The following is a 25,958-nucleotide window of genomic DNA, read 5'->3' as shown; positions in this document are numbered from 1 at the left end:
TTCCCCCCTCCCGGTTGATTCAAATCAATGTGGGCGGGGGCCGATGGGGCTGAAGATCATGGTGTTGAGCCTAGGAGCAGGTGGCATGCAGAGCGTGCGGGGTACTTATAACGACAAGGTGGTGCGCCAGTTCGCGGTGATGACCGTGGTCTGGGGCATCGTGGGGATGGCCGTGGGCGTGTTCATCGCCGCCCAGTTGTACTGGCCGGCGCTGAATTTCGATCTGCCATGGCTCAGCTATGGCCGGCTGCGCCCCCTGCATACCAATGCGGTGATCTTCGCGTTCGGCGGCAGCGCCCTGTTCGCGACCAGCCTGCACGTGGTCCAGCGCACCTGCCACGTCCGGCTGATCTCGGACAAGCTGGCCGCGTTCGTGTTCTGGGGCTGGCAGGCGGTGATCCTGGCGGCCGCGATCACCCTCCCGCTGGGCATGACCCAGGGCAAGGAGTACGCCGAGCTGGAATGGCCGGTCGACCTGCTGATCACGGTGGTCTGGGTGGCCTACGCGGTGCTGTTCTTCGGCACCATCGCCAAGCGCGCGGTCAAGCACATCTACGTGGCCAACTGGTTCTACGGCGCCTACATCATCGCCGTGGCCCTGCTGCACATCGTCAACAACATCGCCATCCCGGTCGGCTTCACCAAGTCCTACCCGGTCTACAGCGGCGCGGTCGATGCGATGGTGCAGTGGTGGTACGGCCACAACGCGGTCGGTTTCTTCCTGACCGCCGGCTTCCTCGGCATGATGTATTACTTCGTGCCCAAGCAGGCCGGCCGCCCGGTCTACTCCTACCGGCTGTCGATCGTCCACTTCTGGGCGCTGATCGCGGTCTACATGTGGGCCGGTCCGCACCACCTGCACTACACCGCGCTGCCTGACTGGGCGCAGTCGCTGGGCATGGTGTTCTCGCTGATCCTGCTGGCGCCGTCGTGGGGCGGTGCGCTGAACGGCATCCTGACCCTGTCCGGCGTGTGGCACAAGCTGCGCACCGACCCGATCCTGAAGTTCCTGATCGTCGCCGTGTCGTTCTACATGATCGCGACCTTCGAGGGACCGATGATGTCGATCAAGACGGTCAACTCGCTGAGCCACTACACCGACTGGACGGTCGGCCACGTGCACGCCGGCGCGCTGGGCTGGGTGGCGATGATCTCGGTGGGTTCGATCTACGCGCTGCTGCCGCGCCTGCTGGGCCGGGACAGCATGTTCTCGACCAAGGCCATCGACCTGCACTTCTGGCTGCATACCCTGGGCGTGGTGTTCTACATCGCCTCGATGTGGATCGCCGGCGTCATGCAGGGCCTGATGTGGCGCGCCACCAACGCCGACGGCACGCTGACCTACAGCTTCGTCGAGGCGCTCAACGCCACCTATCCGTACTACCTGATCCGCCTGGGCGGCGGCCTGCTGGTGCTGAGCGGCATGGGCGTGATGGCGTGGAATACCTGGAAGACGTTTGCATCCGCGCGTTCGACCGCACCGCAACCGATCCTGCCGGTTGACGTTTCCGAAGTGCGCGCCTGAGGACGAGACCGACATGAGCAACAGCAACTCCCACGAGAAAATCGAGAAGAACATCGGCCTGATGGCCATCCTGATCGCGGTGGTCGTGTCGTTCGGCGGCCTGGCCGAGATCGTGCCGCTGATGTTCCAGGCCGAGGCCATCAAGCCGCTGGATGGGGTCAAGCCCTACCCGGCCCTGCAACTGGCCGGCCGCGACGTGTACGTCCGCGAAGGCTGCTACAACTGCCACTCGCAGATGGTCCGCACCCTGCGCTTCGAGAGCGAGCGCTACGGCCACTATTCGCTGGCCGGCGAGTCGGTGTACGACCGTCCGTTCCAGTGGGGCAGCAAGCGCACCGGCCCGGACCTGGCCCGGGTCGGCGGCCGCTACTCCGACGACTGGCATCGCGTGCACCTGATCAACCCGCGCGACGTGGTGCCCGAGTCGAACATGCCCGGCTTCCCCTGGCTGGAGAAGAACAAGGTCGACGGCGAAGCCACCGCGCGGCGGATGGGCGCGCTGAAGGCGCTGGGCGACCCCTACACCGATGCCGAGATCAAGGCCGCGCCCGAGGAACTGAAGGGCAAGACCGAGCTGGACGCCGTGGTGGCGTACCTGCAGGCGCTCGGCAAGCACGCACCGCGGGGAGGCTGAGATGGTGTCCGGAATCGTGACCGCAATCCTGCTGGTGTTGTTCATCGGCGGCTGGATCTGGGTATGGAGCCCGCGCCGCAAGGCCGAATTCGATGACGCCGCGGCGCTGCCGCTGAACGAGGAAGACGAGGAGTACAAGGCATGAACAGCGGCTGGTCGTGGTACGTCATCGCCCTGGTGGCGCTGAACATCGTCGGCTGCGCGTGGTTGCTGTGGTGGACGGCGCGCCGTCGCCCGGGCGATCCGGCGCCGGAGGAAACCAGCCATGTCTGGGACGGCGATCTGACCGAGTACAACAAGCCCTTGCCGCGCTGGTGGATCAACATGTTCTACCTGACCATCGCGTTCGGCATCGGCTACATCGCGTGGTATGGCGGCCTGGGCGGCTACGCCGGCGCCGCCGACTGGTCCTCCGCCGGCGAACATGCCGCCAAGAAGAAGGTGGAAGACGCCAAGCTGGAACAGACCTTCAAGCCCTACGCGGACCAGGCCATCGACAGGCTGGCGCAGGATCCGAAGGCGCTGTCGCTGGGCCGTTCGATCTTCAACAACACCTGCGCCACCTGCCACGGTTCGTCCGCGCAGGGTGCGATCGGCTATCCCAACCTGACCGACGACATCTGGCACTGGGGCGGCTCGCCCGAGAAGGTGCTGGAAACGGTGCTCGACGGCCGCGACGGCGTGATGCCCGAATGGGGTACCGCGCTGACCGGCATGGGCGGCCCGAACGCGGTCGACTACACCATCGCCTACGTGCGCACGCTGGGCCATCCGGACCAGCTGATCAACAACTTCCCCGCCTCCCAGGGCAAGAAGCTGTACGAAGGCGTGTGCGTGGCCTGCCACGGCGTCGAAGGCAAGGGCAATCCGGATCTCGGCGCGCCCGACCTGACCGACGACTACTGGTTGTACGGTGACAGCAGCGAAAGCCTGCGCCAGACCATCGGCAAGGGCCGCCATGGCATCATGCCGGCGCACCGTGAGCTCCTCGGCGAGACCCGCGCGCGCCTGGTCGCCGCGTATGTCTGGTCGCTGTCGCACAAGGGCAACAAGGAAACCGCCGCCGCCACGCCATAGAAGGAAACGTCGTCGCCATGACCGATTTCAGCGAACCCCGACTGGACCACCCGCCCCGCCCGCTGGCACAGCGGATCGGGGCCATCCTCTGGCCCAGTTTCTTCGCGGCGGGCGTGGCGACGATGGTGTTCTTCGCCTTCGTGGATCCGCTCCAGCTGCGCGACGCGACCTTCCCCGACTGGCCGTTGACCCGCGAGCTCGGCTACACGCTGGGCTTCTTCATGTTCTGGCTGGCGACCGCCTCGTCCAGCCTGTTCACCTGGATACTCCTGCGGCCCTCCAGCCGCTTCAACCGCGCGCTGCCGCCGGAATGAAAGCCTGGAGCGGGCCTGCGACAAACCGTCGCTCCCGCTTCTGTCGTGCGCGCCGGAGACTGGATCCGTCCGGTACTCCCTCAACGCCACGCCGGTAACCCCCGGCGAAGCCATGCCATGAACGTTCCGATTCCGCTTTACCGCAAATCCCAGCTCCCATCGCGCAACGGAGTATCGCCATGAGCCGGCAGATCCCGATCGACGTGGTGGACGACCAGGGCAATTCGCTCTACGTCAGCGAACGCAAGATCTACCCGCGCGACGTGTCCGGCCGCCTCAACCGCCTGCGCGTGGCCGCGGTGTTCTGGCTGCTGGGCATGTTCTACGTGTTCCCGTGGCTGCGCTGGGACGGCCGCCAGGCGGTGCTGTTCGATCTGCCGGCGCGCAAGTTCTACGTGTTCGGGCTGTCGTTCTGGCCGCAGGACTTCCTGTTCCTGGCGCTGCTGCTGATCATCGCGGCGATGGCGCTGTTCTTCTTCACCACCCTGGCCGGGCGCCTGTTCTGCGGGTACGCCTGCCCGCAGACGGTGTGGACCGAAGTGTTCCTGTGGATGGAGCGCTGGACCGAGGGCGACCGCGGCCAGCGCATGAAGCTGGACGCCGGCCCCTGGAACGGGCAGAAGATCCTGCGCAAGGGCGGCAAGCACGCGATCTGGCTGCTGTTCGCGCTGTGGACCGGCTTCACCTTCGTCGGCTTCTTCACTCCGATCCGCGATCTGGCCGTGCGCGCGCCGCTGGAATGGGGCGGCTGGGAAACCTTCTGGGTGCTGTTCTACGCGCTGGCCACCTGGGGCAACGCCGGTTTCCTGCGCGAGCAGGTGTGCAAGTACATGTGCCCCTACGCGCGCTTCCAGAGCGCGATGTTCGACCGCAACACCCTGATCATCGCCTACGACCCGATGCGCGGCGAACCGCGTGGCCCGCGCAAGCGCGGCCTGGGCAGCGTGCTGGAACGCGCTCGCGGCCTGCTCGACAAGGCCACCGCCTACGACTACGTGTTCCGCGCGTACCAGCATCCCACCGCGGCCGACAACCGCCTGCACGCGCGCGGCACCATCACCTTTGCTGGCGCCGGCGCGCACGCCGAGCCGCTGCCGAAGTTCGCCCCGGATCAGCTGGGCGACTGCATCGACTGCACCATCTGCGTGCAGGTGTGTCCGACCGGCATCGACATCCGCAACGGCCTGCAATACGAGTGCATCGCCTGCGGCGCCTGCATCGACGCCTGCGACGACGTGATGGGCAAGATGGGCTATCCCAATGGCCTGATCCGCTATTCGACCCAGAACGCCATCGACGGCAAGGGCACCCGCGTGCTGCGTCCGCGCGTGTTCGTCTACGGCACCATCCTGCTGGCGCTGCTGGCCGCCTGGGCCTGGGGCGTGACCCACCGCAGCGACGTGATCGCCGAGGTGCTGCGTGATCGCAACGCGCTGTACCGCGACGTCGGCGGCGGACGCATCGAGAACAGCTACACGCTCAAGCTGGTCAACAAGGATCAGCAATCGCACCATTACCGCATCGTGCTGGAATCGGACACCGCCGGCATCACCCTGGCCGGTGGCGGCAAGCAGATCCAGGCCGATGCCGAGGAAGTGCTGTCGCTGCCGCTGGTCGCGACCGCGCCGTCCAGCGTGACCGGCCGGCACGCCATCCGCATCCGCGTCGAACGCGAGGACGGCGTGTCCACCAAGATCGTCGAGAGCAGCTACTTCGGACCCGCCCCATGACCCCGCAACCCAAAGTTCCCCTCTGGCGCATTCCGGTGATGTGGCTGGTGATCGGCCTGCCGATCGCCTCGATCGTCGCCGGCGTCGGCCTGGTCTACATCTCCGTGCGCGCCGGCGGCGCCGACGCGGTCACCGACAAGGTGGATCGGATGGCGCAAATCCAGACCACCGACCTCGGTCCGGACCAGCGTGCGCAGTCGATGAAGCTGGCGGCGGTGCTGCGGGTGGACGCGGGCGTCGTGGAAGTCATTCCGGTCAGCGGCGAATTCGATCGCCGCGCGCCGCTGGAGCTGCATCTGCAACATCCGACCAAGGCCGAGGAGGATCGCCGCCTGCGCCTGCCGCCGGCCGGCAACGGCTGGCGTCTGGATGAAGCGGTGGACGCCTCGCACGCGTGGAAGGTGCAACTCGGCCCGGCCGACGGCCAATGGCGCCTGCGCGGCCGCCTGCCCAAGGCGCAGCGCGCCACGCACCTGTCGCCCTCGTTGCAGGACGACGCCGCCTCGTGAGCGCAACGGCGCCTTCGCCGCATTGCTACCACTGCGGCGAGGCGCTGCCGGCCGCACCGGTCCTGCGTCCGCTGGACGGCCAGACCGCGGGATTCTGCTGCGAAGGCTGCGCCGCGGCGGCCGAATGGATCCGCCATTCGGACCTGGGCAGCTACTACCGCCTGCGCAGCGCCGCGGCCGGACGCGTGGACGCCGAGCCCGTCGATCTGGGCATCTGGGATCGCGAGGAGTTGCAGGCCGAACACAGCCATCCGGTCACCGGCGGGCGCGAGATCATCCTGCTCACCGACGGCATGCGCTGCGCCGCCTGCGCCTGGCTGATCGACCGCGCGCTCACCCGCGAGGAGGGCGTGCTCGACAGCACCGCCAACGCGGTGACCGGACGCATCCGCATCGCCTGGGATCCGCAGCGCGCGGCGCTGTCGCGGATCCTGCAGCGGCTGTCCATGCTCGGCTACCGGCCTTACCTGGCCGGTGGCGAGGCCAGCGAACGCGCGCGCCTGGACGAGCGCAAGCGCTGGCTGCTGCGGCTGGGCATCGCCGGGCTGGGCGCATTGCAGGCGATGATGTTCGCCGAGGCGCTGTACCTGGACGTGGACCGGACGATGCCGGTGCCCACGCGCGATTTCTTCCGCTGGCTGACCTTCCTGGTGTCCACGCCGGTGGTGTTCTACTCCGGCTGGCCGTTCCTGGCCGGCGCCTGGCGCGAACTGCGCGAACGCCACCTCGGCATGGACACGCTGATCGCCGGTTCCACCCTGCTCGCCTACCTGGCCAGCCTGGTCGAAACCATCCGTGGCGGCGTGCATGTCTGGTACGACGCGGCGGTGATGTTCGTGTTCCTGCTGCTGGCCGCGCGCATGCTGGAACAGCGCGCGCGCAACATCGCCACCGCCCAGGTCGATGCGCTGGCGCGGGCGCGCCCCGCCTTCGCCACCCGCGAGCGCGCCGACGGCAGCCGCGAGTCGGTGGCGGTCGGCAGCCTCGCCGCCGGCGACGTGGTGCGGGTGGCCGCCGGCGACAACGTGCCCGCCGACGGCGTGCTGCTGGACACCGACGCGGTGTTCGAGGAAGCGCTGCTGACCGGCGAGTCGCATCCCATCCACAAGCGCGCCGGCGCGTCGGTCTACGCCGGCACCGTGTGCCGCGAGCACCCGGCGCGGCTGCGGGTCACCGACGTCGGCAGCGCCACCCGGCTCTCGCAGCTGGCGCGGCTGGTCGATCAGGCGCAGGCGCACCGGCCGCCGATCGCGCGCGCGGCCGATCGCATCGGCGGCCGCTTCGTCGCCGGCCTGCTGCTGGCGGCGCTGGCGGTGTACGTGTTCTGGTATTTCCACGATCCCGCGCGCGCCTTCGAGGTGACCCTGGCGTTGCTGGTGATCAGTTGTCCTTGCGCGCTGTCGCTGTCGGTGCCGACCGCGCTGGCCGCCGCGCACGGCACCCTGGCGAAGCTGGGCGTGCTGGCGACCCGCGCCGATGCGCTGGACACGCTCTCGCGCGCCAGCGACATCGTGTTCGACAAGACCGGCACGCTCAGCGATCCGCGCGCGTTGAGCGTGGAGGCGCAGGGCCTGGACGGTTTCGATCGTTCGCGCGCGCTCGCGCTGGCCGCGGCGCTGGAGCGCGACAGCGGCCATCCGCTGGCCGCCGCGTTCCTCCAGGCCGCCACCGACGCGGACGTGGACACGCTGCGCGCCGAGCGGGTGGAAACCGTCACCGGCCGGGGCGTGCAGGGCCACATCGATGGCCAGGCGTGGCGGCTGGGCCAGGCCGGGTTCGCCAGCGGCGGCGAAGACGATGGGGCGATCTGGCTGGGCGATGGCACGCGTGCCGTCGCGCGGTTCGTGCTGCGCGAATCGGCGCGTCCCGACGCCCGGGACGCGCTGGCGGCGCTGCGCGCGCAGGGCTACGCGGTGCATCTGGCCAGCGGCGACGGCGTCGCGCCGGTGCAGCGCTTCGCCGCGGAAATGGACATCGCCGATCCGCGCGCGCGGCAAACGCCGGAGGACAAGCTCGCCTTCGTGCATGAACTGCAGGCGCAGGGCCGGATCGTCGCGATGGTCGGCGACGGCATCAACGACGCGCCGGTGCTGGCCGGCGCGGACGTGTCGGTGGCGATGGGCCAGGGTGCGCCGCTGGCGCAGCGCGCGGCGGACCTGGTGATGACCGGCACCTCGCTGTCGCGCCTGCCCGCCACCGTGGATCTGGCCCGCCGCACCCGCCGGATCATCCGCGAGAACCTGGCCTGGGCGCTGGCCTACAACGTGCTGGCGCTGCCGCTGGCCGCCACCGGCAAGGTCACCCCGTGGCTGGCCGCGCTGGGAATGGCGCTATCCTCGCTGCTGGTCACCGCCAACGCCCTGCGCCTGACCCGCGTGCCCACGAGCAAGTCCGCACCATGACCATTCTGTTGATGCTCATTCCGATCAGCCTGGTGCTGCTGGGCCTGGCGGTCGCCGCCTTCATCTGGGCGGTGCGGCGCGGCCAGTTCGACGATCTGGACACGCCCGCGCTGGACATCCTCGACGACGAGGACGCGCGGAAACCCGCGCACGCGTCGAAGCCATCCGCACCGGAAGGCGACGGCGCGGCACCCGCGACGGACGCGGCGCGCGACACGGGCAAGGACGATGCCGGTTGACAGCCTCACCCTGCTCGCGGCGCTGCTGAGCGGCCTGCTGGGCGGCGTGCATTGCGCCGCGATGTGCGGCGGCATCGCCACCGGATTCTCCGCGATGAGCCCGCAACGCGGCTGGGGCGCGGCCTTGCAGGTCAACCTCGGCCGGGTCGGCGGCTATGTGCTGGCCGGCGCGATCGTCGGCGGTTTCGGCGGCGGGCTGCTGAAAGTGTTCCGATTCGACAACCTGGCACTGGTCCTGCGCATGGCGGTGGGCGTGGTGCTGGTGCTGGTCGCGCTGCGCCTGCTGGATCGGCGCGCGCGCCTGCAGTTCCTGTCGCGTCCGGCGGCGCGCGTGTGGCAGTGGTTGCGGCCGTTGCAATCGCGCCTGCTGCCCGCCGATCGCGCGTGGCGCCGGATCGCGCTGGGCATGCTGTGGGGCTGGCTGCCCTGCGGACTCAGCCTGAGCCTGCTGACCGCCGCGTGGTTGCAGGCCAATGCGCGCGACAGCGCGCTGACCATGCTTGCCTTCGGCCTGGGCACGCTGCCGATGATGGTGCCGCTGACCTGGTCGGGCGCGCGCATGGGCCGCTGGCTGCAACGGCCGGGCGCGCGCATGGGCGCGGCGATGATCGTGCTGTTCGCCGGCCTGCTCACCCTCGCCGGACCGTGGCTGGCGCACGCGCCGGCACTGCATGGCCTGCTCAGCGCGCTGGGCTGCCGCACCCTGCCGACATGAGCGACGTGGCGGATGCGCGCGCGCCCGACGCGGCGCGACACCTGAAGGCATTCGCCGCGCTCGGCGCGCGTCCGCTGCGCCTGGCCGGCGTCTGCACGGTGCTGGCTGGCGCGCTGCTGGTGCCGCAGGCGCTGCTGATCGCGCGGGCGATGCAACAGGTCTTCGTAGACCATGCGCCGGTGCGCGCGGTGGCGGCGCTGCTGGTCGGACTGGCCGTCGTCGGCATGTTGCGCGCGTTGCTCGGATGGGCGTCGCGGCGGTTGGCCGACGAAGCGGTGGAAACGGTGCGCGTGCAGGTACGTGCACGGCTGGCGCGCCGCCTGATCGCGCGCGGCCCGCGTTGGCTGCGCCACCGGCGCAGCGGCGAACTCGCCGAGACGCTCGGCGGCCACGTCGATGCGCTGGAAGGCTACCTCGGCGGTTTCCTGCCGGTGCGGCTGGAAGTGGTGGCGGTGCCGTTGCTGATCCTGATCGGCGCGTTCTGGGCCGACCGCGTGGTCGGCCTGATCCTGCTGCTGACCCTGCCACTGGCGCCGATCTTCATGATGCTGGTGGGCTGGGGCGCGGAAGCGGCCAGCCGCCGCCAGTTGCAGGCGCTGGCGCGGATGGGCGGCCATTTCGCCGATCGCCTGCGCGGCCTCGGCCTGATCCGCCTGTACGGACGCGGCGACAGCGAACTGGCCGGCATCGAACAGGCCGCCGAAGGCCTGCGCAGCAGCAGCCTGAAGGTCCTGCGCATCGCCTTCCTGTCCTCGGCGGTGCTGGAGTTCTTCGCCTCGCTGAGCGTGGCGATGATCGCGCTGTACCTGGGCCTGTCCTACCTGGGCATGCTCGATCTGCGCGGACCGCCGCTGGATCTGGCGACCGGCGTGTTCTGCCTGCTGCTGGCGCCGGAGTTCTACGCGCCGCTGCGGCGGCTGGCGACGCATTACCACGATCGCGCCGCCGCGCTGGCCGCGGCGGGCGAGATGGCGCAGCTGCTGGAAGACATCGAACCCGAGACCGCGCCGCCATCGCCGACGACCGCGAACGCGGCCAGCGATCCGCGCGCGCCGGCGCTGCGGGTGGAACGCCTGGCGCTGCGTCCCGCCGCCGGTGCGCCGCTGGCGCTGCGGGATCTCTCGTTCGCGCTGGAAGCCGGTGGACACCTCGCGATCGCGGGCGCCAGCGGCGGTGGCAAGAGCACGCTGCTGGAAGCGCTGGCCGGCTGGCTGCCGCCCGCCGAAGGATCAATCCAATACGACACGCCGCCGCGCATCGGCTATGCCCCGCAGCGACCGTTCCTGTTCCAGGGCACGCTGGCCGACAACCTGCGTATCGCCGCGCCCGACGCCAGCGACGCGGAGCTGGAACACGCCGCCGAGACCGCCCAGGTGATGCGCTTCGCCCGGCGCCTGCCGCAAGGCCTGCATACCGCCATCGGCGAGCGCGGCTTCGGCCTGTCCGGCGGCGAGGCGCGGCGCGTGGCGCTGGCCCGATTGTTCCTGCGCAAACCCGGCCTGCTGTTGCTGGACGAACCCACCGCCTTCCTCGACCCGGAAACCGAACAGGCCGTGCTCCAGGCGCTGGCGGAGTTCGCGCGCGGACGCACGCTGATCATGGCCACCCACAGTCCGGCGGCGATGCGGATGGCTGGGCGCGTGCTGGATCTCCACCACGCATGCCCGCGTGTGCCGGAGGCGTCGCCATGAGCGCGCGGCCGGACGATCTGCGCGGCGTGTTGCGCCGCCATGCCGGCGGCATCGCGCTGACCTTCGCGCTGCTGCTGATCACCCTGCTGGCCGGCACCGGCCTGCTCGGCCTGGCCGGGCATTTCCTCACCGCCGCGGCGCTGGCCGGCAGCGCGGCGATCGGCTTCAACTTCTTCGGTCCCTCGGCCGGCATCCGTGCATTCACCTTCGCCCGCATCCTCTCGCGCTACGCGGAAAAGCTGGTCGGCCACGACGTCACCCTGGCGCTGGCGAAGGATCTGCGGGTGTGGTTCTTCCGCCGCGCGCTGCCACTGGCGCCGCTGGGGCTGGGGCGCTATCGCGTGGGCGATCTGCTGGCGCGACTGGTCGCCGACATCGAGGCGGCCGACGGCCTGCTGGTGCGCGCGCTCGGGCCGCTGGTGTCGCTGGCGACGGTGCTGTCGATCGGTGTCGCCGTCGCAGCCTGGCGGCTGCCCGTCGCCGGACTGTTGCTGGCGGTGGCGTTCGTCCTGATCGCGGTGGCGGTGCCGTGGGCGATACAGGCCGGCGCGCGCGGCCTGGAACGCGAACGCGCCGAAGCACGCGCGCGCCTGCGCTACGCGGTGCTCGAAGGGCTGGAAGGCGCCAGCGATCTGGTCGCGCTCGACGCGGTGGACGGTTGGCTGGCGCGGGTGGACGCGGACGCAGTGGCACTGGCCGGACGGGAGCGCCAGCGCAAGCGGCGGCTCGCGCTCGGCGTGTTGCTCCACGGCCTGCTGGCGGCGGCGCTGCTGCCGGCGCTGGGCTGGCTGCTGTTCGACGCGGTCGATGCGCGGCGATTGTCCGCGCCCGCGGCGGGCGGCCTGTTCTTCATGACTCTCGCCCTGCTGGAAGCCGCCGCCGGCATCGGCGTGGCATGGCAGGCCTGGCAGGCCGCGCGCGCCTCCGCGCGGCGGCTGGACGAGGTGGCGATGCAGCAACCGGAGATCGACGATCCCGCCGATCCCGTCCCCGTGCCCGCGCACGGTCCGCTGGTGCTGGAAGGCGTGGCCTTCGCTTGGCCGGGCGAAGCGCGCCGGCTGCTGGATGGCGTGGATCTGGTGCTCGCGCCGGGACGTCGCATCGCCATCCGCGGCGACAGCGGCGCCGGCAAGTCATCGCTTCTCGCATTGCTGCTGCGCCTGCGCGATCCCGACGCAGGCCGGCTGCTTTACGCGGGCCACGATCTGCGCCGGTTCCGCGGCGCCGACTGGCATGCACGCCAGGCCTGGCTGCCGCAGGACGCGCCGGTCTTCGCCGGCAGCGTGCGCGACAACCTGCGCATCGGCGATCCCGGCGCCGACGATGCAAAGCTGTGGCGGGCGCTGGCGCAGGTCCGGCTGGACACGCTGGTACGAAACTGGAGCGACGGCCTCGATGGCTGGGTCGGCGAAAGCGGCGCGACCCTCTCGGCCGGCCAGGCGCGGCGCCTGGCACTGGCGCGCGCGCTGTTGCGCGATACTCCGCTGCTGCTGCTCGACGAACCCACCGAAGGCCTGGACCAGGACACCGCCGACGCGCTGATGCGCGATATCGCCGAGGCCGTCGCCGATCGCGCGGTCCTGATCATCACCCACGCGCCCCTGCCCCCCGGCACCGTCCACGAAAGCCACCGCCTGATCGACGGCCGCCTTTGGCCGGATCCCGAGGAGCGGAGCGAGCTCCGCTCTACACCAAGCCACATCGCCTCTTCGTAGAGCGGAGCTCGCTCCGCTTCGCGATGCCTCATGCGCACGTCAGGCCATCGTCCGCACAACAGGCAAAAAGAATGCGGAGCAAGCTCCGCTCCATGCCAAGCCACATCGCCTCTTCGTAGAGCGGAGCTCGCTCCGCTCCGCGATGCCTCACGCGCACGTCAAGCCATCGTCCGCACAACAGGCAAAAAGAAAGCGGAGCAAGCTCCGCTCTACGCCAAACCACATCGCCTCTTCGTAGAGCGGAGCTCGCTCCGCCCCGCGATGTCTCATGCGCACGTCAGGCCATCATCCGCATAACAGGCAAAAGGAAAGCGGAGCAAGCTCCGCTCCACGCATGTATTTCGAGCGGACGACGCCGGCTTACTCGCGCATTTCGGCGAGCGCGGCCAGGCGCTTGCGATCCTTCAGGCTCACCCGGTGCGGGTCATCGGTGGCGATCAGCCCGTCCTGGCGCAGGCGGGTGAAGCTGCGGCTGACGGTTTCCACGGTCAGGCCCAGGTAGTCGGCGATGTCGGTGCGCGACATCGGCAGCACCACCTCGTCGCCGCTGTAACCCTGGCGGCGGCGGCGCGCGTGCATGTCCAGCAGGAACGAGGCCAGCCGCTCCAGCGGGGTCATCCGCGCCAGCGACATCAGGTTGTCGCGGGTGGCGTCCAGCTCCACGCAGGCGCGTTCCAGCAATTCGCGCTCCAGTTCCGGATAGCGCGCGCACAACGTGCGCATGTCCTGCATGGTGAAGGCGCACAGCTCGCTGTCGACGATCGCCTCGATCGAATGGCGGTAGTGGGTGGCGCCGCTGAAGCCGATGAAATCGCCCGGCATCAGGAAGCCGGCCACCAGCCGGCGGCCGTCGGCCAGCAGGCGGATCCGGCGCAGCGCGCCGGCGGTGACGGTGAACACCTCGCGGCGGGAGTCGCCTTCCCGCGCCAGCACTTCGCCGGCCTTGAGCGGAATGTCGCCGGCCAGGGTCTCCAGCGCCCGCGCCTGGTCCAGCGGCAGTGCCGCGCAGACCGCCAGGTGGCGGACCTGGCAACCGACGCAGTCGCCCTGGGCCGGGCCGGCCAGGGGATCGGCGTCCCCTCGGCTCCCGGGGACAACGGGCTGTCCGTTGTGACGCAGTACGCGCAGGCTCATGGGGGCGGTCGGGTCGAGAAAACAGGGGCTTATAGTATATCGGCCCGGCGCGGCATTCCTTTCGGCTGAACGGAAAACCGCCCCTCCCGGTCCATAAAATCCCCGCTGGCGCCCGGAATCGGTTAAAGTGCGCGCCGTTTGCCAGCGGCCGTTCGTTTCCCCGACGGTCCGCCGATGCCGGTCCCCCGCGGTCCCGCATCCGCCCCACTCCGACTGCTTTCGCTGTGCAAACCCGGAGTCGCCATGTGGCGTCTTCCGCCTTTTTCCCCTCTCGCAGCGCGGTTTCCAGGGAACGCTACGGGTAAACGGCCGATCCGCCATCGCCGCCGCGCCTGACCGCGCGTTGTCGGCGCGGGTGGCGTCCGCCGCCTTTGGAGTATTCCGCAATGACGTTCGAATCCCTCGGCCTGGCGCCGGCACTGCTGCGCGCGCTGGACGAGCAGGGCTACACCGAGCCCACCCCCGTCCAGGCCCAGGCCATTCCGCTGGCGCTGGCGGGTCACGACCTGCTGGCCGGCGCCCAGACCGGCACCGGCAAGACCGCCGCGTTCGGCCTGCCGCTGATCCAGTACCTGGCCACCACCCCGCAGGAAGTCGCCCCGCGCGGTGGCCGCAAGCCGCGCGCGCTGATCCTGACCCCGACCCGCGAACTGGCCGTGCAGGTGCACGACAGCCTGCGTACCTACGGCAAGTACCTGCGCATCCCCAGCACCACCATCTACGGCGGCGTCGGCATGGGCAACCAGCTGGACGCGCTGCGCCGTGGCGTGGATCTGGTGATCGCCTGCCCGGGCCGCCTGATCGATCACATCGAGCGCCGCAGCATCGACCTGTCCGGCATCGAGGTGCTGGTGCTGGACGAGGCCGATCGCATGCTCGACATGGGCTTCCTGCCCTCGATCAAGCGCATCCTCGCCAAGCTGCCGCGGCAGAACCGGCAGACCCTGCTGTTCTCGGCCACCTTCGCCGATCCGATCCGCGATCTGGCGCTGGAGTTCATGCGCGAGCCGCAGCAGGTGCAGGTGACCCCGAACAACACCGTCGCCGACACCATCGCCCACCGCGTGCATCCGGTCGACGGCGGCCGCAAGCGCGAACTGCTGCTGCACCTGCTGGCCGCGGACAGCCGCGTGCAGACGCTGGTGTTCGGCCGCACCAAGCACGGCTGCGACAAGCTGGCGACGTTCCTGGAAAAGAGCGGCGTGCGCGCCGCCGCCATCCACGGCAACAAGTCGCAGGGTGCGCGCCTGCGTGCGCTGGGCGATTTCAAGGCCGGCCGCGTCAACGTGCTGGTCGCCACCGACATCGCCGCGCGTGGCATCGACATCGATCAGCTGCCGCGGGTGATCAACTTCGACCTGCCGATGGTGGCCGAGGACTACGTGCACCGCATCGGCCGCACCGGCCGCGCCGGCGCGCAGGGCGAGGCGATTTCGATCGTCGCCCAGGACGAAGCCAAGCTGCTGCGCCAGATCAACCGCATGCTCAAGCGCGATCTGGACATCGTGGAAGTGCCCGGCTTCGAACCGCAGGTGCCGATCCGCTGGGGCAACTCGCAGGCCGGCCGCGACGATCGTCCCGCCGGCAACAAGGCACCGCGCAAGCACAACCGCCGTCCGCACGCCGCCCCGCCGCGGCATGCCCATGCCGGCGGTCCCAAGCCGCAGGGCCAGGGCCGTCGCCAGGAAGGCCGTGGCGCCCGCGGTGGCCGTGGGGGTGGTTCCGGACGCTGATCGCTCCAGCGAAGGCCGTCTCCGATCAGCCGCGTCGACGTCCGTCGACGCGGCTTTTTCGTTTCCGGCAGGTGCGATGGACGCGCGGCGGAAACGGAACCCGCTCAGAAGCTGTACGACACCGACACGCGATAGTTGCGGCCCGGTTCGCTGTAGCGGCCGATGCCGTCGTCGGTGGCGTAGCCGTACAGGTAGAAGTCGCCGCGGGTGACGTTGCGGATGCGCGCCCACGGGTAGTAGCGCTCGTCCATCAGGTTGTACACGCCGGCGTTGATGCGCAGGTGATCGTTCACGCGCAGGCTGCCGAACAGATCGATCGTCGTGTAGGCATCGCTCAGGAACCGCTGCGGCACCTGGCCGAAGACGTCCGGCTGCAGATCCACGTCGCGGCCCTTCTTGGCCAGCGAATGGGTCAGGTTGCCGGTGATGCGCAGGCGGTCATCCCAGCCCTGCCAGCTCAGGCCCAGCACGCCCTTGTCCGGGTTGATGCTGTCCAGCGGGCGTCCGTTCTTCTGCTCGCCCTCGTTGTGCGACCACGCCGTGCGCAGCAGCCAGGCGTCGCCCAGTCGCCACAGGCCTTCCAGCTCCACGCCCTTCACGGTGACTTCGCCGACGTTGGCCGGCGTGTTGTAGTCGTAGCCGAGCCGGGTGGTGCAGGTACCGCGCGAGCAGGTGCGGTATTCGGTGCCTGGATTGGCGGTCACTCGCGTGTTTTCGATGAAATTGTCGTAGCGATCGCGGAACACCGAGATGCCGAAACGCGCGTTGTCGCTTTCCCAGCGATAGCCCAGTTCCACGCTCAGGCTCTTTTCCGCCTCCAGATCCGGATTGGCCGCCGCGGTTGGCACCAGCACGGTGTTTCCGGTTCCCACTTCGGTGATCTGGGTGGTGCTGGTGGGCGCGTACATCTCGCCGGTGGTCGGCGCGCGGAAACCGCGCCCGGCCTGCAGCCACAGCGACTGGTTGGGCAGGAACCGGTAGCTGATGCCGGCCTGCCAGGTGGGCGAGGCGAAACTGACGTCGCGCACGCTGCCGGTGGGATCCAGGAAGGTGCCACCCACCCGCGGTGAGTAGTCATAGCGGTCGTAGCGCGCGCCCAGGGTCAGCTGCAGGCGGTCTTCCAGGAAGCCGATGCGATCCCGCAAATACAGGTTCCAGGAGGTCGCATCGGTCTTTGGCACCTGCGCCGGGTCCACGGTGGCGGTGTCCAGCGCCCCGGCGTTGTTCCAGCGATAGTCGATGGCAAGGAAGTCTATGTCGCGCTGCTGCCAGGCCGCGCCATAGACCAGCGCGTGCCGGGTCGGCCCGGTGTCCAGGGCCTTGTCGAAGTCCAGCGCCACCCGGTCCAGGCTCTGCTCGGTGGTGCGATCCTCGGCGCGCCGGCAGGTCAGCGCGAGCGTGCACGGCGTGGTGACCGGCGTGGCCGGCGTGCTGGAAGCACCGCTGCCGGTCAGGATGCGGGTGATGCCGCGGCTCTTGGTCTCCTGGCGATCGACCTGCAACTCCAGGGTGTCGAACATGGCGTTGCCGGCATCCCACCGGTAGCGGATGCCGTAGCGGTCACGTTCGCTGCTGTCGTCGCCCCAGCGCTCCAGGTAGCCGGGCCCGCTGACCCGGCTCAGGTTCTCGACCAGGTTGTCCACCCGGTTGCGCTCATAGACCACGCCCAACCGGTGCGCATCGCTGATCACGAAATCGACCTTGGCCAGCACGTTGGTGCTGTCGTGATCGATCGGATCCGGCAACCGGCGCGCGCTGCCGGTTGCCACCGCGGTGTTCGAGAACCAGCCCTCGGATTCGTGCGCCTTGCGCCGGGTGTAGACCAGCATCGATTCGACGATGCCGGTGCGGTTGGCCAGGGTCAGCGAGCCGAGTTTCTCGTCGTTGTGGCTGGTGTATCCCAGTTTCATGCCGACGTGGGTGTCATTGCCTTCCTGCTTCAGGTAGTCGGCCGGATCCTTGGTGGTGAACACCACCGCGCCGCCCAGCGCGCCGCTGCCGGCGGCGATCGAATCCGGTCCCTTGATCACTTCCACGGTCTTCAGCGAATCGATGTCCAAACCACCGCGCCCGGCGCGGAAGAATTCGTAGCTGCGCGCCGTCTCCAGGCTCTCGGCCATGCCCAGGCCATCGATGGTCAAGGCGACGCGATCGCCCTCGATGCCGCGGATGTTGAAGCCGTTGTCGCCAAAGCGACCGAGGTCGACGATGCTGACGCCGGGGATGTAGCGGATGACGTCTCCCATGCTCTCCGCCATCTCGTTTTCCATCTGGCGGGCGTCGATGACGGTGACGTTCTGGTTGGCGGACTTGCGCTTCTCACGCGCGGCCTTGACCTCGACGGGGTCGAAGGTCTTGGTGCCGTCGGCATCGGACGGGGTTTCCGCGTGCAGGGGGAAGGACAGGCTCGACGCGATGGCCAGCGCGAGCAGGCTGGGGGGCAGCTTCATGGTGGAACTCCGACAGTCGGGAAGGGAAATGCGCGCTTCGATGGGAGCGCTCCGGTCCTGGCTGCCGCCGCCATCGGCGGTCCTGCGTTGCTGGGAAAGGCATCGCGCACGGGCGATGCGGGAAGTGGGGTGACGCCCGCTATCGCGGGTGTTGGCAGGGATCGACGCGCCGTCGCGACGGAAGGCGCCGCGCAGGACGCGCGCATGGGGACATCCCCTGGAGCGATGCGGTGTTCATCGGCATCCCCATGCCGGTGCCTGTCAGCGTCCCGCGGCGGTGCGGGCCGGCCGTGCCGGCGGCGGCAACGCCGCGTCGGCCGCGTCGACTACGCCGTCGTGGTTGCGGTCCGCGGCGTCGAAACTGCGCCGACCGGACACCTGGTACTCGGCGAAGGTCATCCGGCCATCCTTGTCCGTGTCCAGGGCGGCGAAACGCACGCGCGTCTGCTTGTCCGAACCGCCACCCAGCGCGGCGTAGTGCTGGTCCAGGCGCTGGCGGAATTCCGTCAGGTATTCCTCGCGGTCCAGCGCGCCGTCCCGGTTGGCGTCGGTGCGTTCGAATTGTCCGGCGCGGGCGCGATCGAATTCCGCGCGTTCGACCTGGCCGTCGCCGTTGCCGTCGTACCGCGCCAGGAAGCCATCGCCGGTATGCGCGCTGGGCAACTCCATCCGGCTGCGCCTGCGCTCGGCGCGCGCGGCGCGTTCGGTGGCCGCGTCGCCGCTCTTCGCCAGTTCGGCGTTTTCCATTTCCAGCGCCTTCCGGCCTTCGGCGAACACGCGTTCGCCGGAAGCGTCGAACTCGGCCCGCGACACGCGCCCGTCGCGATCCGCATCCAGCGCTTCGAAGCGGCGGCCGGTCTGGGTGATCTGGTTTTCGCGTGCCTGTTCGCGCGCCTGCCGCGATCGGGTTTCGAACTCGCGCACGTATTCTTCCACGTCCACGCTGCCGTCGCGGTTGGCATCGGTGGCATCGAAGCGCTGGCGGCGGAAGGCTTCGAATTCCTCCCAGCCCAGGCGACCATCGCTGTTGCCGTCATGCTGGGCGATGAAGGCGGTGATGTTGTCGCTGTGGCCCACCACCAGCGGGCGCGCGGGCCGCGATTGCCAGGCATTGGCGGCGAGGGGAAGCAGCAGCGCGGTGGCGACCGCGCCGGTGAGGGAGGCGGTTTTCATCGAGGGACTCCAGCGGATCCGGAAAGGCGGCTCAGGGTTCGAGCACGCGGAAGGTCAGGGTGTAGCTGTGGCTGTATTCAGCCACCGGCGCGCCGGCCGGGGCCGGCGTGCGATGACGCGACAACGCCAGCCAGGTGCCGGCGCGCTGCAATGGAAAACTCACCCGGCCTTCGGCGTCGGTGGTCAGGTTCACGACCTGCGCCTTGCGATCCGACGTCCAGACCGCCTCGGTGATCTCGACCGGCTGGTTGGCCAGCGGCTTGCCGTCATGCTGGACGACAAAGGCGAACGACTCGCCCACGTACAGATCGTTGGGATGATCGACCGGCACGAACTCCAGCCCCTGCCCGCGCGCGCGCAGCGCCGCGGTATCCGGCGCGCCGATGCTGACGTAGGTCTCGGCCAGGGTAAGTGACTGGAAATTGGACAGGATCTTGGCGCCGGCCGGGATCTTCACCGCCGGATCGCGCGAACTCTCGCGCTTGCCGCCGGCTTCCCAGGTGCGGAACAGCGCGCCCAGGCGCGGCCCGGTGCTGAACCGGTAGGTGCCCTTGCCCTGCGGCATGCGGTGCTCGGCGACCACGCGGGTCTTGAACACCTGTACCGTGTCCGGCGCGGCGCTGGCGCCGTCCGGCCCGATGATCACGAAGCGGCTGTTGTCGAACGCGGCTTCGGGCACGAAGAAGGTTTCGGCGAAGGCGGCGTCGAGCGCCAGCGTTTCGCCGGCCTGCGGGGCGAAGTTGCTGGGCGAGAGATAGGGCGTGTGGGCGGAGGCGGTCGCGAAGGCGGCCCAGGCGAGCGCGCCGGTCAGCAGGGTCAGCGGTTTCATCGTCGGTTCCTGAGGGGACGGAATCGCTGGCGGAACCGGGGACGGCTGCTGGCTGCCGGGCGCATCTTAGATGCAAATGCGAATCGTTACAATCCAGTGAAGATGGATTTCCGAAAGAAGCCCGACACAGCGGGCGACGCCGGATTTGCCGCCTTCATGCGCCGCAGCGGACAATACGCGCATGGATATTTTCAAGATCTTCACCCTGGAAGCCGCGCACCGCCTGCCCAACGTGCCGGAGGGGCACAAGTGTGCGCGCCTGCACGGCCATTCGTTCCGGGTGGAACTGCACGTTTCCGGCGACATCGATCCGCACACCGGCTGGGTGATGGACTTCGCCGACATCAAGGCCGCGTTCAAGCCGATCTACGACCGCCTGGATCACCACTACCTCAACGATATTCCCGGTCTGGAGAACCCGACCAGCGAGCGCCTGGCCGCGTGGATCTGGGAACAGCTCAAGCCCGCCCTGCCCGGCCTGAGCGAAGTCGTGGTCCACGAAACCTGCACCGCCGGCAGTCGTTATCGCGGCTGAGCGCCCGGACCGGCCACAGGCCGGTCGCTGGGTAGGGGCACCGTATCGCATGGTCGAAAACGGCTGGCCTCGCCGACCACGCGAACCCTTGGAAACCCGGAAGAAAACGTTTGCACCGTGGCGGTGCGCCTGTGCACGCCCGTTTCCCGCGCAACCGTGGCTTCCCGTCCTCGCCTCCCCCTGTTCAGCTTTGTCCCGCAAACCGCTGATTTTTAACGGGGACTGACCGTTCGTCGGAAAACCATACGCCTGTTATTGCACCGCAACAAAGACCTCGATATGCTGCGCCGCAACATCCTCGTATTCCCTTTTGGAGTGCACCATGTCCGCACAGTTCAACGAGCAGTTCAGCACCTACACGCACCAGTTCGCGGCGGCCGCTGCCCGCGCGAACCGTCTGGCCCTGGAAAGCGCCGAGACCATCTTCGGCGTCCAGCTGAAGACCTTCGAGAAGAACGTCGACGCCACCACCGCCTTCTTCGGCGAGCTGGCCGAAGTGCGTGATCTCGACAGCTACAAGACCCTGTGGCCGAAGGGCGTGCAGATCGCCAAGGACAACACCGAGCGCCTCGTCGCCGCCGGCCAGGAAGTGTTCGGTCTGGCGCTGAAGACCGGTGAAGCCTTCGGCCAGCTGGCCAAGTCCCAGTACGAAGCTGCCACCGACAACGTCCAGGCCACCGTGGCCAAGGCGACCAAGGCTGCCAAGGCCGCCAAGTAATACCGCTTCAAAGTTCTCTCTACATTGCGCGGACTCCCCTCCCGCCGCGCAATCCGGCCCGGCCAGCGCCTCCCCGCTGCCGGGCCTTTTCTTTGAGCGAATCCTTCCCCCGCCCGCGGGGGAAGGTGCCCGAAGGGCGGATGGGGGCGCTTTGGGCGGCAAACCAACACCCCTAAAACCCCACACTCCCCATCACCCCGGCAACACCAACCGCCCCGCCCCCACCGCCGGATCCACCGGCGCGGCATGCATCAACCGCCCCCAGCACGGCGCATCGATGCGCGCCTTCAGCAGTTCGAAGTTCTCGTCCCGCCGCGCCATCTCCGGATCCACTTCGCTGGCGATCCAGCCGATCAGCTCCGCACCGTCGGCACGGATGGCGCGCGCGGTCAGCCGCGCATGGTTGAGGCAACCCAGCCGCATGCCCACCACCAGCACCACCGGCAGGCGCAGCGCGCGCACCAGGTCGACCTGATCCAGCGACGCCGACAGCGGCGCCGCCCAGCCGCCCACGCCTTCCACCACCACCACGTCCGCCTGCGCCCGCAACCGCTGGAAGGCATCCACGATCGGCGGCAACGCCAGGACCACGCCGGCTTCCCGCGCGGCGATCTCCGGGGCGAGCGGCGCGGGCAACGCATAAGGATTGAGATCGGCATAGGCCGGACGCGGGTCGCTGGCAGCCAGCAACGCCAGCGCATCCTCGTTGCGCCAACCGTCCACGGTGCGTTCGCAGCCGCTGGCGACCGGTTTCATCCCGACCGCGCGAAGGCCCCGACCACGCAGGGCATATAGCAGGCTGCTGCTGGCGAAGGTCTTGCCGGCCCCGGTATCGGTGCCGGTGACGAAGAAGCTGTGCATCCGTTTCCTGTGGCAATGCGCCCCGTCGGCGCGTGGCCGCCCATCGTAGCGGGCCGGTCCGGCGAAGGCAGCCGCGTGCCAGCGGGACATTCCGACGCCGGCGCGTCCTGTTTTGGCCGGTCATCACGTTGTCTTCATCAATCCAACCATTCCCGGCGCACCGGCCCCCTCGCGGGTTCGGGCTAGAATCCAGTGATGTCCTTCACCAGCCAGACCCTGACCGGCAGCAAACCGGAACAATACGCGCAGCTGGCCGCCCAGGCGCGCGCCCTGCTCAGCGGCGAAAGCGACCACGTCGCCAACGCCGCCAACCTGTCGGCGCTGGTCTACCACGCGCTGCCGGATCTCAACTGGGCCGGTTTCTATTTCCACGACGGCACCGAACTGGTGGTCGGTCCTTTCCAGGGCCTGCCCGCCTGCGTGCGCATCGCCCTGGACAAGGGCGTGTGCGGCGCGGCCGCGCGCACCCGCCAGACCCAGCGGGTGGAAGACGTGGAGGCCTTCCCCGGCCATATCGCCTGCGACAGCGCCTCGCGCTCGGAACTGGTGGTGCCGCTGGTCAAGGGCGATCGCCTGATCGGCGTGCTGGATCTGGACAGCCCGCGGTTGGCGCGTTTCGACGAGGAAGATCAACGCGGGCTGGAAGCCATCGCCGCCATCTACGTGGAGACGCTGGCATGAGCATCAGCACCGCGAAGATGCGCAATATCGGTCCCAAATCGGCGGCCTGGCTGCGCCAGGTCGGCCTGCGCACGCAGGAGGATCTGGTGGCGGCCGGTTCGGTGGAAGCCTTCATGCGGGTCAAGCGCGCCGGTTTCCGTCCCAGCCTCAACCTGCTGTACGCGCTGGAAGGCGCACTGCTGGACTGCCATTGGCAGCACCTGCCGGAGGAACGCCGCAGCGAACTGCTGGTGGCCTACGACGCCGCCGCCGCGCTGCTGCCGCCGCCCCGTGGCCGTCCGGCAGCCGCGCCGGTGACCACCACCACCCATGGGCAGGAAGATGAAGGCAGCGCGCCTTCGATGAACCTGTTCGACTCGCCGGGCGGCGGCGAACAGGACGACTGATCCGCCTCAGGACAGGCGCCACGCCGCCGGCGCGAGCGCCAGCGCCAACAGCAGCAGCGTTTCCAGCACCTCGGTGCTGGCGCCGAGGCAGTCGCCGGAGATGCCGCCGAGGCGGCGCTTCCAGTACCACGCGGTCAACGGTGCCAGCAGCAGGCACACCAGCAACGGCGGCGCCAGCCACAGGCTGATCGCCGCCAGCGCCACGCCCCACGCCCAATCCCAGTACGCGCCTTCGTTGCGGTACCAGGCGAAGCGCTCGGCCATGCCCGCATGCAGCGGCGGCAACCAGCGGCTCCACAACAGCGTGGTGGCCCAGCGCGCCCACGCAGGTACCAGCAGCACGCCCCACAGCCACGCGCCATCGGCCAGTTCGGCCAGCAGCACGAACTTGGCCAGCACCTGCATGACCACGGTGACCACGCCGAACACGCCCATGTGCGGATCCTTCAGCACTTCCAGGAAGCGCTGCGGATCGCGATGCGCGGCACCGAAGGCGTCGGCCACGTCGCCCAGCCCGTCCAGGTGCAATGCGCCGGTGACCCACACCCAGGCCAGCAAGGCCAGCAGGCCGGCCAGCCACGGGCGCGCGTCCAGCGCCCACAGCGGCAGCGCCACCAACACGCCGATCAGCACGCCCACCAGCGGGAAATACACCGCCGTGCGGCTCAGTTCTTCCTCGCGGAAGTCGCGCAGCTGCGGGGTGGGCAGGCGGGTCAGGAACTGCACCGCCAGGATCAGCTTGCGCATGCTCATGCCTGTCGCACCTCGATCAGTTCGCCCCACAGCTGATCCCGGTCATCGATCTGCACGCGCAGGCGCAGGCGGGTGCCGTAATCGATGCGCACCGCCCACAGCGACGCCAGCGGCAGGCCGCAGGCCAGCGCCAGCGCCAGTCGCAACGGGCCGGCATGGCTGACCACCAGCGCGGGCGAGGTGTCTTCGCGTCGCGCCAGCGCGCGCAGGCCGCGACCGACGCGTGCTTCGAAGCCGGCCCAGGGTTCGGCGTTGGGCGGCGGATGCGCGCCGGGATCCCGGTAGAAATCCTGCAAGGCGCGCTGCGAGTGCGGGTCTGCCGCAAGGGTGTCGCGATGGCGACCGTCCCAGTCGCCGAAATCCCACTCCGCCCAGTCATCGGCGATGTCCACCGGCAACGCCTGCGCGGCGGCCAGCGCCTGCGCGGTATGCAGCGCACGCTGGCGTGGCGAACTGATCACCCGTGACCAGGCAATGCCCGTGCAACCGCCGCAGACCGCGTCGGCGGCGCCCGGCAGTAGCGGCGGATCGGTGCGGCCATCGAAATGACCGACGCGTCCGGTCGAGGCGTGGCGCACCAGGTCGAGGATCATGGCGTCTCGTCGCGTCCGGAAACCGCGGCTTCGGCGAAGGTGGCCATGCCGGCGTGCAGCGCGCAGGCCAGTCGCAGCAGCGGCACCGCCAGCGCGGCGCCGCTGCCTTCGCCCAGGCGCAGATCCAGTTGCAGCAGCGGGCGCGCTTCCAGCGCGGCCAGCACGCGCGCGTGGCCGCGCTCGGCGGACTGGTGCGAGAACAGCAGCCATGGCCGCGCCTGGGGTTGCAGGCGGACCGCCGCCAATGCCGCGGCCGAGACGATGAAACCGTCCACCAGCACCGGTACGCCCCGCTGGGCGGCGGCGATCATCGCGCCGGCCATCGCGGCGATTTCCAATCCACCGACACGACGCAGCGCCTCGCGCGCGGGCTGCGGGTGCGCGGCGATGTGCGGACGGTGCAATGCAAGCGCGTCCGCGATCACCCGTTGCTTGTGCGCAATCCGATCGCCCTGCAATCCGGTACCCGCGCCGACCAGTTCCTCCAGCGGCAGGTCCGCCAGCGCGCAGGCCAACGCGCTGGCCGCGGTGGTGTTGCCGATGCCCATTTCGCCGAACACGAACAGATCGGCGTCGCCGGCCGCTTCCACCGCGCGCCTGCCCGCCGCCAGCGCATGCGCGAGTTCATCCTCGCCCATCGCCGCTTCCACGCTGAAGTCGCGGGTGCCCAGGCAGGGCTTGTCGGCGTGCACGCCGGCGATGGGCTGGCTGCCGCGGGTGCCGGCATCCACCAGCCGCAGCGGCAGACCGAGTTCGCGCGCCAGCACCGAGATCGCGGCGCCGCCGTGGGCGAAGTTGTGCAGCATCTGCACCGTCACCTCGGACGGAAACGCCGACACGCCCTGGGCGACCACGCCGTGATCGCCGGCGAACACGATCACCGGCACCCGTGCCAGCGTCGGACGATCGGCGCGTTGCAGCGCCGCCAGTTCCACCGCCAGGGTCTCGATGCGGCCCAGCGAGCCCTGCGGCTTGGTCAGCTGATCCTGGCGCGCGCGCGCGCGTTCGGCGTGTTCGGGGGAAGGTTGCCGGCAATCGGCGAGGATCCAGTCGGAAGACACGAGGCGATTTCTTGCGGCGAGGGAACCGGGATTCTACGGGAGGCCTCGCGCCCATCCCCGTCCGCCCCGATGCATGCCTTGTCTTGCCCGCTTTCCATCGATGCGCGCTGCCGCCCGGGCGCGGCCCGCCCATCCACAGGCTCGGCATCCGCCAGACCGGTATCTGGTAGGATCGCCGCGCTTTCTGGTGACCCGCGGACGATTCCGCCCCGGGTTGAAACGGGAAGCCGGTGAACCCGCGCACGCCATCCCGGCGCTGCGGGTGATTCCGGCGCTGCCCCCGCAACGGTAAGCGAGCCAGGACAGGGCATACGCCACTGTGCATCCGCACGGGAAGGCGCCCTGGCCGGCGATGGTGCCGCCATCGCGCTCGCAAGCCCGGAGACCGGCCCGAAAGACGACTGGTTGCGACGCGGCGGGCGTTGCGGCGGCGAGCGCCGTGCGTACGGCCGTTTCCGCTGTCTTCCCGTTCCCGCGTTGCCGCCTCCCCTCGTTATGCC

25 protein-coding genes and 1 riboswitch are annotated in these 25,958 nt (G+C 69.5%); of the genes, 17 read left to right on the top strand and 8 right to left on the bottom strand.

What is annotated here, in order from left to right; translation table 11 throughout:
• Positions 1-85: 85 nt before the first annotated feature.
• The 12 genes from ccoN (at position 86) to cydC (ending at position 12,551) form a co-directional block, all read left to right on the top strand.
• A complete protein-coding gene (gene ccoN / locus FHW78_RS12790) occupies positions 86-1,525 on the top strand; it encodes a cytochrome-c oxidase, cbb3-type subunit I (protein WP_183640879.1) in 1,440 nt (479 codons plus the stop codon).
• Between the two features lie 13 nt (positions 1,526-1,538).
• Positions 1,539-2,159 carry a cytochrome-c oxidase, cbb3-type subunit II gene (gene ccoO, locus FHW78_RS12785; RefSeq protein ID WP_183640878.1) on the top strand — a complete coding sequence of 207 codons (621 nt, stop codon included), beginning with the start codon at positions 1,539-1,541 and terminating at the stop codon, positions 2,157-2,159.
• Between the two features lie 16 nt (positions 2,160-2,175).
• Positions 2,176-2,304: a cbb3-type cytochrome c oxidase subunit 3 gene (locus FHW78_RS12780; RefSeq protein ID WP_318288375.1), complete on the top strand. Its 129-nt coding sequence runs from the start codon at positions 2,176-2,178 to the stop codon at positions 2,302-2,304.
• Positions 2,301-3,236, top strand: a complete 936-nt coding sequence (gene ccoP / locus FHW78_RS12775) for a cytochrome-c oxidase, cbb3-type subunit III (RefSeq protein ID WP_183640876.1) — start codon at positions 2,301-2,303, stop codon at positions 3,234-3,236. The genes FHW78_RS12780 and ccoP overlap by 4 nt, the downstream gene beginning before the upstream one ends.
• Positions 3,237-3,253: 17 nt before the next feature.
• Positions 3,254-3,550 carry a hypothetical protein gene (locus FHW78_RS12770; protein ID WP_141454254.1) on the top strand — a complete coding sequence of 99 codons (297 nt, stop codon included), beginning with the start codon at positions 3,254-3,256 and terminating at the stop codon, positions 3,548-3,550.
• 179 nt (positions 3,551-3,729) lie between these two features.
• A complete protein-coding gene (locus tag FHW78_RS12765) occupies positions 3,730-5,280 on the top strand; it encodes a 4Fe-4S dicluster domain-containing protein (RefSeq protein WP_183640874.1) in 1,551 nt (516 codons plus the stop codon).
• Complete coding sequence (locus FHW78_RS12760; RefSeq protein ID WP_183640872.1) at positions 5,277-5,789, top strand: FixH family protein; 513 nt, start codon at positions 5,277-5,279, stop codon at positions 5,787-5,789. The genes FHW78_RS12765 and FHW78_RS12760 overlap by 4 nt, the downstream gene beginning before the upstream one ends.
• Entirely contained in the window at positions 5,786-8,191 is a 2,406-nt protein-coding gene (locus tag FHW78_RS12755) for a heavy metal translocating P-type ATPase (protein WP_343205563.1), read from the top strand. Before FHW78_RS12760 ends, FHW78_RS12755 begins: the two co-directional genes overlap by 4 nt.
• Positions 8,188-8,430 carry a cbb3-type cytochrome oxidase assembly protein CcoS gene (gene ccoS, locus FHW78_RS12750; RefSeq protein ID WP_183640868.1) on the top strand — a complete coding sequence of 81 codons (243 nt, stop codon included), beginning with the start codon at positions 8,188-8,190 and terminating at the stop codon, positions 8,428-8,430. Before FHW78_RS12755 ends, ccoS begins: the two co-directional genes overlap by 4 nt.
• Entirely contained in the window at positions 8,420-9,145 is a 726-nt protein-coding gene (locus FHW78_RS12745) for a sulfite exporter TauE/SafE family protein (RefSeq protein WP_183640866.1), read from the top strand. The genes ccoS and FHW78_RS12745 overlap by 11 nt, the downstream gene beginning before the upstream one ends.
• Positions 9,142-10,836 (top strand): thiol reductant ABC exporter subunit CydD, encoded by a 1,695-nt coding sequence (gene cydD, locus FHW78_RS12740; protein WP_183640864.1) that lies wholly within the window; start codon positions 9,142-9,144, stop codon positions 10,834-10,836. Before FHW78_RS12745 ends, cydD begins: the two co-directional genes overlap by 4 nt.
• Positions 10,833-12,551 (top strand): thiol reductant ABC exporter subunit CydC, encoded by a 1,719-nt coding sequence (gene cydC, locus FHW78_RS12735; protein WP_183640862.1) that lies wholly within the window; start codon positions 10,833-10,835, stop codon positions 12,549-12,551. The genes cydD and cydC overlap by 4 nt, the downstream gene beginning before the upstream one ends.
• Positions 12,552-12,911: 360 nt before the next feature.
• On the opposite strand, the gene FHW78_RS12730 is transcribed toward cydC, so the two are convergent.
• A complete protein-coding gene (locus tag FHW78_RS12730; RefSeq protein WP_183640860.1) occupies positions 12,912-13,685 on the bottom strand; it encodes a helix-turn-helix domain-containing protein in 774 nt (257 codons plus the stop codon).
• Between the two features lie 386 nt (positions 13,686-14,071).
• On the opposite strand from FHW78_RS12730, the gene FHW78_RS12725 reads away from it, so the two are divergent.
• Positions 14,072-15,418: a DEAD/DEAH box helicase gene (locus FHW78_RS12725; protein WP_183640858.1), complete on the top strand. Its 1,347-nt coding sequence runs from the start codon at positions 14,072-14,074 to the stop codon at positions 15,416-15,418.
• A 104-nt stretch (positions 15,419-15,522) separates the two neighbouring features.
• Here the strand turns inward: FHW78_RS12725 and FHW78_RS12720 are convergent, their stop codons facing one another.
• From FHW78_RS12720 to FHW78_RS12710, 3 genes are all read right to left on the bottom strand, one after another.
• The gene (locus FHW78_RS12720; protein WP_183640856.1) at positions 15,523-17,868 is read right to left on the bottom strand and encodes a TonB-dependent hemoglobin/transferrin/lactoferrin family receptor; all 2,346 of its coding nucleotides are present in this window, start codon (positions 17,866-17,868) and stop codon (positions 15,523-15,525) included.
• A gap of 261 nt (positions 17,869-18,129) precedes the next feature.
• Positions 18,130-19,041 (bottom strand): EF-hand domain-containing protein, encoded by a 912-nt coding sequence (locus FHW78_RS12715; protein WP_183640854.1) that lies wholly within the window; start codon positions 19,039-19,041, stop codon positions 18,130-18,132.
• Between the two features lie 31 nt (positions 19,042-19,072).
• Entirely contained in the window at positions 19,073-19,870 is a 798-nt protein-coding gene (locus FHW78_RS12710) for a DUF4198 domain-containing protein (protein ID WP_183640852.1), read from the bottom strand.
• Between the two features lie 181 nt (positions 19,871-20,051).
• Between FHW78_RS12710 and queD the strand changes: the two genes are divergently transcribed.
• The gene (gene queD, locus FHW78_RS12705) at positions 20,052-20,405 is read left to right on the top strand and encodes a 6-carboxytetrahydropterin synthase QueD (RefSeq protein WP_141454267.1); all 354 of its coding nucleotides are present in this window, start codon (positions 20,052-20,054) and stop codon (positions 20,403-20,405) included.
• A gap of 322 nt (positions 20,406-20,727) precedes the next feature.
• Positions 20,728-21,123 (top strand): phasin family protein, encoded by a 396-nt coding sequence (locus FHW78_RS12700; protein ID WP_183640850.1) that lies wholly within the window; start codon positions 20,728-20,730, stop codon positions 21,121-21,123.
• A 192-nt stretch (positions 21,124-21,315) separates the two neighbouring features.
• Here FHW78_RS12700 and bioD read toward each other — a convergent pair whose 3' ends face one another.
• A complete protein-coding gene (gene bioD, locus FHW78_RS12695) occupies positions 21,316-21,984 on the bottom strand; it encodes a dethiobiotin synthase (RefSeq protein WP_183641407.1) in 669 nt (222 codons plus the stop codon).
• A gap of 195 nt (positions 21,985-22,179) precedes the next feature.
• On the opposite strand from bioD, the gene FHW78_RS12690 reads away from it, so the two are divergent.
• Both FHW78_RS12690 and FHW78_RS12685 read left to right on the top strand, forming a co-directional pair.
• Positions 22,180-22,665, top strand: a complete 486-nt coding sequence (locus tag FHW78_RS12690; RefSeq protein ID WP_183640847.1) for a GAF domain-containing protein — start codon at positions 22,180-22,182, stop codon at positions 22,663-22,665.
• A gap of 2 nt (positions 22,666-22,667) precedes the next feature.
• Positions 22,668-23,051: a TfoX/Sxy family protein gene (locus tag FHW78_RS12685; protein WP_141454604.1), complete on the top strand. Its 384-nt coding sequence runs from the start codon at positions 22,668-22,670 to the stop codon at positions 23,049-23,051.
• Between the two features lie 6 nt (positions 23,052-23,057).
• Here the strand turns inward: FHW78_RS12685 and cobS are convergent, their stop codons facing one another.
• From cobS to cobT, 3 genes are read right to left on the bottom strand one after another with little or no spacing between them, the layout of a single operon-like run.
• Positions 23,058-23,804: an adenosylcobinamide-GDP ribazoletransferase gene (gene cobS, locus FHW78_RS12680; protein WP_183640845.1), complete on the bottom strand. Its 747-nt coding sequence runs from the start codon at positions 23,802-23,804 to the stop codon at positions 23,058-23,060.
• On the bottom strand, positions 23,801-24,397 hold the full coding sequence (locus FHW78_RS12675; protein ID WP_183640843.1) for a histidine phosphatase family protein: 597 nt from the start codon (positions 24,395-24,397) through the stop codon (positions 23,801-23,803). Before FHW78_RS12675 ends, cobS begins: the two co-directional genes overlap by 4 nt.
• A complete protein-coding gene (cobT, locus tag FHW78_RS12670; protein WP_183640841.1) occupies positions 24,394-25,458 on the bottom strand; it encodes a nicotinate-nucleotide--dimethylbenzimidazole phosphoribosyltransferase in 1,065 nt (354 codons plus the stop codon). The genes FHW78_RS12675 and cobT overlap by 4 nt, the downstream gene beginning before the upstream one ends.
• Before the next feature lie 168 nt (positions 25,459-25,626).
• Positions 25,627-25,867, top strand: a riboswitch (cobalamin riboswitch).
• Positions 25,868-25,958 lie beyond the last annotated feature (91 nt).

The organism is Pseudoxanthomonas sp. OG2, assembly GCF_014192765.1.
In the GTDB taxonomy this organism is placed as follows: Bacteria; Pseudomonadota; Gammaproteobacteria; order Xanthomonadales; family Xanthomonadaceae; genus Pseudoxanthomonas_A; species Pseudoxanthomonas_A beigongshangi.
The sequence above is the reverse complement of the archived record's forward strand: the minus strand, read 5'-3'. Positions and strand labels throughout refer to the sequence as shown.

What these genes read in the sequence shown, in the direction of transcription:
- ccoN (WP_183640879.1), top strand. Translation starts at nt 86, where the DNA reads ATGCAGAGCGTGCGGGGTACTTATAACGACAAGGTGGTGCGCCAGTTC.
- ccoO (WP_183640878.1), top strand. Translation starts at nt 1,539, where the DNA reads ATGAGCAACAGCAACTCCCACGAGAAAATCGAGAAGAACATCGGCCTG.
- ccoP (WP_183640876.1), top strand. Translation starts at nt 2,301, where the DNA reads ATGAACAGCGGCTGGTCGTGGTACGTCATCGCCCTGGTGGCGCTGAAC.
- FHW78_RS12770 (WP_141454254.1), top strand. Translation starts at nt 3,254, where the DNA reads ATGACCGATTTCAGCGAACCCCGACTGGACCACCCGCCCCGCCCGCTG.
- FHW78_RS12765 (WP_183640874.1), top strand. Translation starts at nt 3,730, where the DNA reads ATGAGCCGGCAGATCCCGATCGACGTGGTGGACGACCAGGGCAATTCG.
- FHW78_RS12760 (WP_183640872.1), top strand. Translation starts at nt 5,277, where the DNA reads ATGACCCCGCAACCCAAAGTTCCCCTCTGGCGCATTCCGGTGATGTGG.
- ccoS (WP_183640868.1), top strand. Translation starts at nt 8,188, where the DNA reads ATGACCATTCTGTTGATGCTCATTCCGATCAGCCTGGTGCTGCTGGGC.
- FHW78_RS12745 (WP_183640866.1), top strand. Translation starts at nt 8,420, where the DNA reads ATGCCGGTTGACAGCCTCACCCTGCTCGCGGCGCTGCTGAGCGGCCTG.
- cydD (WP_183640864.1), top strand. Translation starts at nt 9,142, where the DNA reads ATGAGCGACGTGGCGGATGCGCGCGCGCCCGACGCGGCGCGACACCTG.
- cydC (WP_183640862.1), top strand. Translation starts at nt 10,833, where the DNA reads ATGAGCGCGCGGCCGGACGATCTGCGCGGCGTGTTGCGCCGCCATGCC.
- FHW78_RS12730 (WP_183640860.1), bottom strand. Translation starts at nt 13,685, where the DNA reads ATGAGCCTGCGCGTACTGCGTCACAACGGACAGCCCGTTGTCCCCGGG.
- FHW78_RS12725 (WP_183640858.1), top strand. Translation starts at nt 14,072, where the DNA reads ATGACGTTCGAATCCCTCGGCCTGGCGCCGGCACTGCTGCGCGCGCTG.
- FHW78_RS12720 (WP_183640856.1), bottom strand. Translation starts at nt 17,868, where the DNA reads ATGAAGCTGCCCCCCAGCCTGCTCGCGCTGGCCATCGCGTCGAGCCTG.
- FHW78_RS12715 (WP_183640854.1), bottom strand. Translation starts at nt 19,041, where the DNA reads ATGAAAACCGCCTCCCTCACCGGCGCGGTCGCCACCGCGCTGCTGCTT.
- FHW78_RS12710 (WP_183640852.1), bottom strand. Translation starts at nt 19,870, where the DNA reads ATGAAACCGCTGACCCTGCTGACCGGCGCGCTCGCCTGGGCCGCCTTC.
- queD (WP_141454267.1), top strand. Translation starts at nt 20,052, where the DNA reads ATGGATATTTTCAAGATCTTCACCCTGGAAGCCGCGCACCGCCTGCCC.
- FHW78_RS12700 (WP_183640850.1), top strand. Translation starts at nt 20,728, where the DNA reads ATGTCCGCACAGTTCAACGAGCAGTTCAGCACCTACACGCACCAGTTC.
- bioD (WP_183641407.1), bottom strand. Translation starts at nt 21,984, where the DNA reads ATGCACAGCTTCTTCGTCACCGGCACCGATACCGGGGCCGGCAAGACC.
- FHW78_RS12690 (WP_183640847.1), top strand. Translation starts at nt 22,180, where the DNA reads ATGTCCTTCACCAGCCAGACCCTGACCGGCAGCAAACCGGAACAATAC.
- cobS (WP_183640845.1), bottom strand. Translation starts at nt 23,804, where the DNA reads ATGAGCATGCGCAAGCTGATCCTGGCGGTGCAGTTCCTGACCCGCCTG.
- FHW78_RS12675 (WP_183640843.1), bottom strand. Translation starts at nt 24,397, where the DNA reads ATGATCCTCGACCTGGTGCGCCACGCCTCGACCGGACGCGTCGGTCAT.